This is a genomic window from Nostoc sp. KVJ20, assembly GCF_001712795.1.
In the GTDB taxonomy this organism is placed as follows: Bacteria; Cyanobacteriota; Cyanobacteriia; order Cyanobacteriales; family Nostocaceae; genus Nostoc.
Genome location: NZ_KV757563.1, coordinates 1 through 7,883, shown reverse-complemented (window position 1 = coordinate 7,883; position 7,883 = coordinate 1). Strand labels below are relative to the sequence as shown.

Genomic DNA, 7,883 nt, shown 5'->3' with positions numbered 1-7,883 from the left:
TTAACGCGAAACCGCACGTCCGCCAGGGATTGTAAATCCCTGTCTCATAGCTAAAGTCATCTGAAGATGACTAGTACAGCACGGCGTAAATAAACCACCCCTGACGCTCGAAGACTCGCTAACGGGTTCGCAGTCGCTCATGGGGGAAACCCCCAAGACCGCGCTGTCTCACCATTTTAAATGTCTGAAACCCTTGCAAACAATTAATTACGAATTACGTTAGCGCAGCGTTAGCGACGCAGGAGCGTCATTACGAATTACGGATTCCGCCTTACGGTACTAGATATCCCCAAAAATATTCAGTCTACTTCAGTAGACTTTAGCTATGAGCCAGAGAATTCATTCTCTGGCGGGTTATGAAGCCCGCAGCGAAGCTATTTCTAGCTTAAGTTGACACCAATGAGCAGTGCTAAACCCCTACAAAAAATCTATATGTATCAAGATTTTTGTGAAATGGTATAACCTATGTGACTACGGCTATATATAAAAGTTTTGAGGCAGACTGCTCCCGTGTACTCGAAGACCGTTCCTGGGAACTTGAAGACCGCTCCCGTGTACTCGAAGACCGTTCCTGGGAACTCGAAGACTGCTGCTGGGAACTCGAAGACCGCTCCTGGGAACTCGAAGACCGCTCCTGGGAACTTGAAGACCGCTCCTGGGAACTCGAAGACCGTTCCTGGGAACTCGAAGACCGTTCCTGGGAACTCGAAGACCGTTCCCGTGTACTCGAAGACTGCTCCTGGGAACTTGAAGACCGCTCCCGTGAACCGGATGTTAACACTATCTTAACTGTCTCAAAAATTTGCTTAACTGTCTTAACTGTCCTTGCATCTTTGATGGCGAGTGCTAGATAATGCAAGCACAGTTTTTAAAAAAGCTGTAAATCCTGAGTTAATCAATATATTTATCTAAAAAAGGCAGAAAAATGGATCTTGATAATTTAGCTCAAATTTCCAAACGAGATTTAGAAATCATTCAACTACATCAATTTCAACAACCCATCTACTGTTGCAATGTCACTGCAATTGCTTATGCCTTTACCGCATTGGGATATCTGACAACTGTTGATGAGATTTTCTATGCAACCCAACTACCCATCGCATCGGTTTTAGATGATGGGATGACGTTAGCAGAAACCTACGATACCTGTCGAACTTACCTTGAAAAAAAAGAAATACCTCTATCGATTCGGATAGAGCATTTTGATAAACCGAGTATGACGCTCGAAGCATTCATCCGTGAAGTTGAAGCCGCCGTTTGTGATGAAAATGACGTCCACATTCTTAACTTCAATACCCGTATTGCCCATGAAAATCCAAGTTTAGAAGGTGGTCACTTCTCCTTATTGGCAGACTATGACCCGAAAACTCAAGAAATAACCATTGCAGATACAAATCCTAAACGATATACCCGGTTTTGGAAATGCCCAATTCAACGTATATATGCCGCTTGCGTAGATAAAGATTCCTCATCAAATCGCTCTCGTGGCATGATCGTGCTTCGCAGGCAAGAGAAAGCTAATTTAGCAGCTAACGGAGTGGTTCACCCATCAGAAATCGCCTTGAACGCTCTCCATTCTGAATAATTACTTAGAATCATAGCCAACCATTTTTAAAATAACTTCTGAAAGATAACTAACAAATGTTGATGATCAATATAGCGGTTCTCGAATGGAAGTAATACAGTTTAACCTCTCTCCTAAAAGGCTACGGTGTACACACAAGTTATCAAAGTACCCCACCCTAACCCTCCCCTTGTAAAGGGGAGGGAACTAGATTTCTTTTTCCCCCCAATGCATCGGGGGGATTAAGGGGGGTAATTTAATTTGTGTGTACACCGTAGCCTTGGAAAGGGGAGAGAAAGAGATAGTTAGTAGCGTGTTGTGAAAGTGCGATCGCAGTTTAGACAAATCCAATTGCTGCGCTGCACCCCACAAGCGTGAAATACAATCCAAAGACTTTGGGCTTGGCAAAAATATAACTGTTAAAATTAGCATAATGGTGTCAAAATGCGAATAAAGCACACCCAAAAGGAGAAAAATGCCAGCCATTGTTAAACTACAACTCTCCTTATACCAATTCTTTATGAAGCTGCATAGAATTCGATCCCCCCTAGCCCCCCTTAAAAAGGGGGGAATTCAAAGTCCCCCTTTTTAAGGGGGATTTAGGGGGATCAAGATACGTGCAACTTCACATTAAATTGGTATTAGAAACTTTAGCAGAAGCAATATTTTCCCTTGATTTAACAGAAAAACGTCAACTTCAAGAACTAATTGAGCAACAAATTTTTGAAGCCGAAGAAGCGTTGTACGAAGACGATGCAGATACACTGGCAGAAATTGAAGCTGTTCGCGCTGAGTATAAAGATGGTGAGTCAGTGACTATAAATGAAGAAAACTAATGATGCACTGAGAATCATTAAAAGAATGATGAAAGAAGATCCATAATTACAAGAGATGGTTAGAGAATCATCAATAAATGCTCAGGTATCTCAAATCATCTACGATGCACGTAAAGAAGCGGGACTAACGCAGCAACAACTAGCTGATTTAGTCGGTACTACCCAGTCAGTTATTGCTCGATTGGAAGATGCTGACTATGAGGGACATTCTTTGTCTATATTGGCTCGGATTGCAGCAGCTTTAAATCAAAAAGTAGAAATTAAAATGTCACCTAAAGAAGTTGCTTAAAACCCATCATGGCGATCGCTCATCGAGAGTCTAGACAATTTCTGTGATGATTTTATGAATAATTGCGATCGCTAACTCATCGACACTAGAGAGAGTTTGTAAATGCGATACCTGCTTGATGTTTGAGTAGCTGTAAAAGGCGATGTCTAACGAACTGACAACTGTTAAATCACCGCCACCATCGCCCCACATTTATAATAGCGCGGACAAGTTCTGCCGTTGCTGCTTCGCTATCAAATGCAAAGATAATTGGAAACAATGCCTTGATATCTGACAGCAAATTAGGACGAGTGCGAAGGGATAGCTGATGCAGCGTATCTTCCCATAGCGGAAAAAGTTGAGGAAGTGGCATTTGTGACAAACTGGGAGCTAATGCACTCAGGGCTTGGGCGCGATCCTCCTCATCTTGAATCGTCCGTGCCACCTCCAGGGCTTGTGGCAACACATCGGGTAGTTTGTTGGCTAATACACTCAGGGCTTGGACGCGATACCTCTCATCTTGAATCGCCCGTGCCACCTCCAGGACTTGTGGTAACAACTCGGCGGGCAGTTTGTCGGCTAATGCACTCAGGGCTTGGGTGCGATACCTCTCAGACTGAATCGCCCGTGTCGCCTTTATGGCTTGTGGCAACAACTCGGCAGGCAGTTTGTCGGCTAATGCACTCAGGGCTTGGGCGCGATACTCCTCATCTTGAATCGCCTGTGCCACCTCTAGGGCTTGTGGTAACAACTCGGCGGGCAGTTTGTTGGCTAATCCACTCAGGGCTTGGGCGCGATACTCCTCATATTGAATCGCCCGTGTCACCTCTATGGCTTGTGGCAACAACACATCGGGCATTTTGTTGACTAATGCACTCAGGGCTTGGGCGCGATACTCCTTATATTGAATCGCCCGTGCCGCCTCTAGGGCTTCTGGCAACACATCGGGCATTTTGTTGACTAATGCACTCAGGGCTTGGGCGCGATACTCCTCATGTTGAATCGCCCGTGCCACCTCTAGGGCTTCTGGCAACACATCGGGCATTTTGTTGACTAATGCACTCAGGGCTTGGGCGCGATACTCCTTATATTGAATTGCCCGTGCCGCCTCTAGGGCTTCTGGCAACAACTCCGCAGGCAGTTTGTTGGTTAATGCACTCAGGGCTTGGGCGCGATACTCCTCATGTTTAATCGCCCGTGTCGCCTCTAGGGCTTCTGGCAACAACTCGGCAGGCAGTTTGTCGGCTAATGCACTCAGGGCTTGGGCGCGATACTCCTCATCTTGAATCGCCTGTGCCACCTCTAGGGCTTGTGGCAGCAACTCCGCGGGCAGTTTGTCGGCTAATGCACTCAGGGCTTGGGCGCGATACTCCTCATCTCGAATCGCCCGTGTCGCCTCTAGGGCTTGTGGCAACAACTCCGCAAGCAGTTTGTTGGCTAATGCACTCAGGACTTGGGTGCGATACTCCTCATCTTGAATCGCCCGTGTCGCCTCTAGGGCTTGTGGTAATACATGGGGCAATTTGTTGGCTAATGCACTCAGGGCTTGGGCACGATACTTCTCAGACTGAATCGCCCGTGTCGCCTCTAGGGCTTGTGGCAGCAACTCCGCGGGCAGTTTGTCGGCTAATGCACTCAGGGCTTGGGCGTGATACTCCTCACCTTGAATCGCCCGTGTCACCTCTATGGCTTGTGGCAATAACTCCGCGGGCAGTTTGTTGGCTAATGCACTCAGGGCTTGGGCGCGATACCTCTGATCTTGAATCGCCCGTGCCGCCTCTAAAGCTTGTGGCAACACATGGGGCAGTTTGTTGGCTAATGCACTCAGGGCTTGGGCGCGATACCTCTCAGACTGAATCGCGTGTGCCGCCTCTAGGGCTTGTGGCAATAACTCGGTAGGCAGTTTGTCGGCTAATGCACTCAGAACTTGGCCGCGATCCCTCTCAGACTGAATCGCCCGCGCCGCTTCCAGGGCTTGTGGCAACACATTGGGCAGTTTGTCAGCTAATACACTCAAGGCTTGGGCGCGAAAATACTTATCCTGAATTGCCCGCGCTGCCTCTAAGGCTTGTGGCAACACATTGGGCAGTTTGTCGGCTAATGCACTCAGGATTTGGGCGCAAAAATACTTATCCTGAATTGCCCGTGCTGCCTCTAGGACTTGTGGCAACACATTGGGCAGTTTATCAGCTAATGCACTCAGGGCTTGGGTGCGATACTCCTCATCTTGAATCGCCTGCGCCGCCTCTAGGGCTTGTGGCAACAACTCGGCAGACAGTTTGTTGGCTAATACACTCAGGGCTTGGGCGCAATACCTCTCATCTTGAATCGCCCGTGTTGCCTCTAGGGCTTGTGGCAACACATTGGGCAGTTTGCCGGTTAATGCACTCAGGGCTTGGGCGCGATACAACTCAGACTGAATCGCCCGCGCCGCCTCCAGGGCTTGTGGCAACACATCGGGCAATTTGTCGGCTAATGCACTCAGGGCTTGGGCGCGATACCTCTCAGACTGAATCGCCTGTGCCGCCTCTAGGGCTTGTGGTAACAACTCGGCGGGCAGTTTGTCGGCTAATGCACTCAAGGCTTGGGCGCGATACCACTCAGACTGAATCGCCCTAGAAGCGGCGAGTGCTTCTGACAGTGCTAGTTTTTCTAAATTTGGCGGCAAATAGTTGACTAACTCTGTAAAGGCTTCCGCTTTTTCCTTTGGCTCTGGTTTTTGCAGAGCGTAAGCTAGTCCTTGTTCAGGACTCCACACATTATTTTTGACCAACGCCACCAGCAGTTCTACTGGTAAATTAGCTGCCAAACTATTAAGAGAAGCTGTAATCAAAGCATAGCGACACTGCAAACCCACAACCTGCGGCAAGGTTGCTTCAGTCCAATTCACCTCTACTAATTCCCAAGCACGAGAAATATCTGTGATGTAACCCGCGGTTTCTCCTAATTTCTCTCGCACTTCATACCAGCCATTATTCCCAGTTGCCGACTCTTCCCGCAATAACTGGTGAATCTCCTCTAACTGTCCAGCTTTATCTAAATGCCAAACTAAATGCTGATGAATGTAACCATCATTAGGCAAGGTATGCCATAAATTATTTTGGGTTTTCTGCCGATATTTCTCCAACAAAATAGCGTGAGCATCAGCAAGAGATATACCTAGTCCTAGTAAATCACCCCGATGCTTTGGCTGTGGTGGAGCAGTTAACAAGTTCCGCGCTAAGTCGTGAAATAAATCATGTAGGCGATAGGTAGGCGTACCATCAGCGAGAGGAGCACCAAGTAATAATAGGGCTTTACTTTGTAAATCTTTCAATGAATCAGAGGCATCGCGCTCATCTGCAATATCCCAAAGTGTTGCTGTCATTTTGGGAGTAATATTTACATCTTCAGGTAACACCCCCAACCAAGTAAAGTATTCTTTGTCCTCTTGTGCCAATCGCTTTATGCTCAAGTTCAAAGATGCAGTTAAGCTGAGGCGTTTTAAACTTGCTTCATCAGTAGTATCTTTTGCTCCTGGTCTATCTAATGATTTTAACCGAGCAATTTCTTGTTGAATATCTCGTAACAAGACTGCCCAAGTTCTACCATCTACAACTTGTGCTGCTGCGAGTTCCAATGCTAAGGGGAGATAACCAACGCCTTTAGCTAACTTTTCTGCTGACTGACACTCTACACCTCTAATCTCCCGTCCTAACTTCTTCGTCAGCAATTCCATTGCCTGGGATGCTGTCATTATATCCAGGCTGTAGGTGCTGGCTCCTAATGCGTCAGCAATTGCGCCTTCACGAGTAGTTACTAAAACCTGACACCGCACCCCGCCAACATTAAATACTGACGCATCTTTTGTATTCCACGCATCATCAACCACCAGCAATACCGCTTTGTCATAAAGCAGAGTCCGCAGATGGGTAGAAGTTGCTTCTATGCTGATAGGTTTAAAGTTATAGTCTCCTAGTGCCTGCACCCAACCACTAAGTAAAGAAAGTACATCGGGTTGTTGACCTAATGTTGCCCAAAGAATGCCATCACAAAAACGAGATTGTATTTCTGCATTATGGGCTAAAGCCGCAGCTAAAGTAGATTTGCCCACCGAACCCAAACCGTGAATCGCAGTAATTACTAAAGTGCGACTATCAGACGATGAACCATTTAAAAGACGAGTCTTTAAATCATCGCTGTACTCTGGGCGTTCTACAAAGTATGTGGGTAAAGGTGGCGCTTGAAATAGAGTAAGTTTAATTTCGGGTGTAACAGCAACGCTCTCATCTTTGCTAAGATTAGCTGCTAATTCTTTTGATTTCTTTGGTCTATTCTTTTCCCACGCTTCATCAAACTCTTTCAGGTTCTTCTCTCTATCCCTTGACCATAGCTTTAAAGTAAAGTGCCAGTCATCAGAACCTTGAGTTTGGAGACGGTTATCTTCCAGAATCTTCAAAAAATCTTTCAGCAAATTCAGCGCTTCTCGAATTTGCGCTTTAGTTAACTTACCAGGATATCTATCTTTTTGCGTCAGCAACTCCAACACGACTAACGTAGTCTGCACAGTCAGCTTGGGGTTAATGCTGTCTGCTTCTTTCCAGTCGGACTCAATTTTAAAGTTACTGTCCCCAAATTCCCCATCGACAAAATAAAGCAACGCCTCTAGCAGACGCTTGACTCGCTTTTTAGGTTCAGGGCCATAAGTTTGTCGTGGCATTACATCCAAAAAAATGAGTAAGAAGTTTGGGGCTACCCCAGATTGAAACTACCACCCCAAACTCATGTAATCCAGATTCTAAGGCATTTTCAGCAACATTGGGGTATTTGCTTAGGGATACAACCCCAAAGAGAACCTATATCTATCAACTTTTTGGGGTAGAAACAAATGCAAGGTAAGCGTCAAAATATTCTCGGTAAAATCATTGCTTTGTTGTTGGCAATGCAACTATTCTTGATTGGTTTACAAGCTAAAAGCCAGATTGACCAAGGTAACTCATCCATTGAAGCGTTGATTTGGATGACTCAACAATATATTTCAGTGCTGGTTAAAATCCGCAGCTTGCAGGAGAAAAGGGACGAAAACGATTCTCTAAAAAGCAAGAGTAAAAGATGAACCGATTCCCCCCCCTTAAAAAGCTACGGTGTACACACAAGTCGCATTACCCCCCTTATAAAGGGGGGAAACAAGAAATCTTGTTCCCTCCCCTTTATAAGGCTATCCATTACCCGGATC

The 7,883-nt window shown here is 46.2% G+C and carries 7 protein-coding genes; 5 read left to right on the top strand and 2 right to left on the bottom strand.

Features of this window, described 5'->3' with window-relative positions; genetic code table 11:
• The first annotated feature begins 467 nt into the window (after window positions 1–467).
• The 4 genes from A4S05_RS04700 (at window position 468) to A4S05_RS04680 (ending at window position 2,689) form a co-directional block, all read left to right on the top strand.
• A complete protein-coding gene (locus tag A4S05_RS04700; protein ID WP_069068671.1) occupies window positions 468–854 on the top strand; it encodes a hypothetical protein in 387 nt (128 codons plus the stop codon).
• Between the two features lie 71 nt (window positions 855–925).
• A complete protein-coding gene (locus A4S05_RS04695; RefSeq protein ID WP_069068670.1) occupies window positions 926–1,585 on the top strand; it encodes a phytochelatin synthase family protein in 660 nt (219 codons plus the stop codon).
• 596 nt (window positions 1,586–2,181) lie between these two features.
• Entirely contained in the window at window positions 2,182–2,400 is a 219-nt protein-coding gene (locus A4S05_RS04685) for a hypothetical protein (protein WP_069068668.1), read from the top strand.
• A gap of 55 nt (window positions 2,401–2,455) precedes the next feature.
• Window positions 2,456–2,689, top strand: coding sequence for a helix-turn-helix transcriptional regulator (locus tag A4S05_RS04680; RefSeq protein ID WP_256090826.1), 234 nt, complete (start codon window positions 2,456–2,458; stop codon window positions 2,687–2,689).
• A 30-nt stretch (window positions 2,690–2,719) separates the two neighbouring features.
• On the opposite strand, the gene A4S05_RS41345 is transcribed toward A4S05_RS04680, so the two are convergent.
• Entirely contained in the window at window positions 2,720–2,881 is a 162-nt protein-coding gene (locus A4S05_RS41345) for a hypothetical protein (protein WP_176726916.1), read from the bottom strand.
• Window positions 2,859–7,367 carry an NB-ARC domain-containing protein gene (locus A4S05_RS04675; RefSeq protein ID WP_084226980.1) on the bottom strand — a complete coding sequence of 1,503 codons (4,509 nt, stop codon included), beginning with the start codon at window positions 7,365–7,367 and terminating at the stop codon, window positions 2,859–2,861. Before A4S05_RS04675 ends, A4S05_RS41345 begins: the two co-directional genes overlap by 23 nt.
• Window positions 7,368–7,535: 168 nt before the next feature.
• Between A4S05_RS04675 and A4S05_RS04670 the strand changes: the two genes are divergently transcribed.
• Window positions 7,536–7,763, top strand: a complete 228-nt coding sequence (locus A4S05_RS04670) for a hypothetical protein (RefSeq protein ID WP_069068667.1) — start codon at window positions 7,536–7,538, stop codon at window positions 7,761–7,763.
• Window positions 7,764–7,883: the final 120 nt, after the last annotated feature.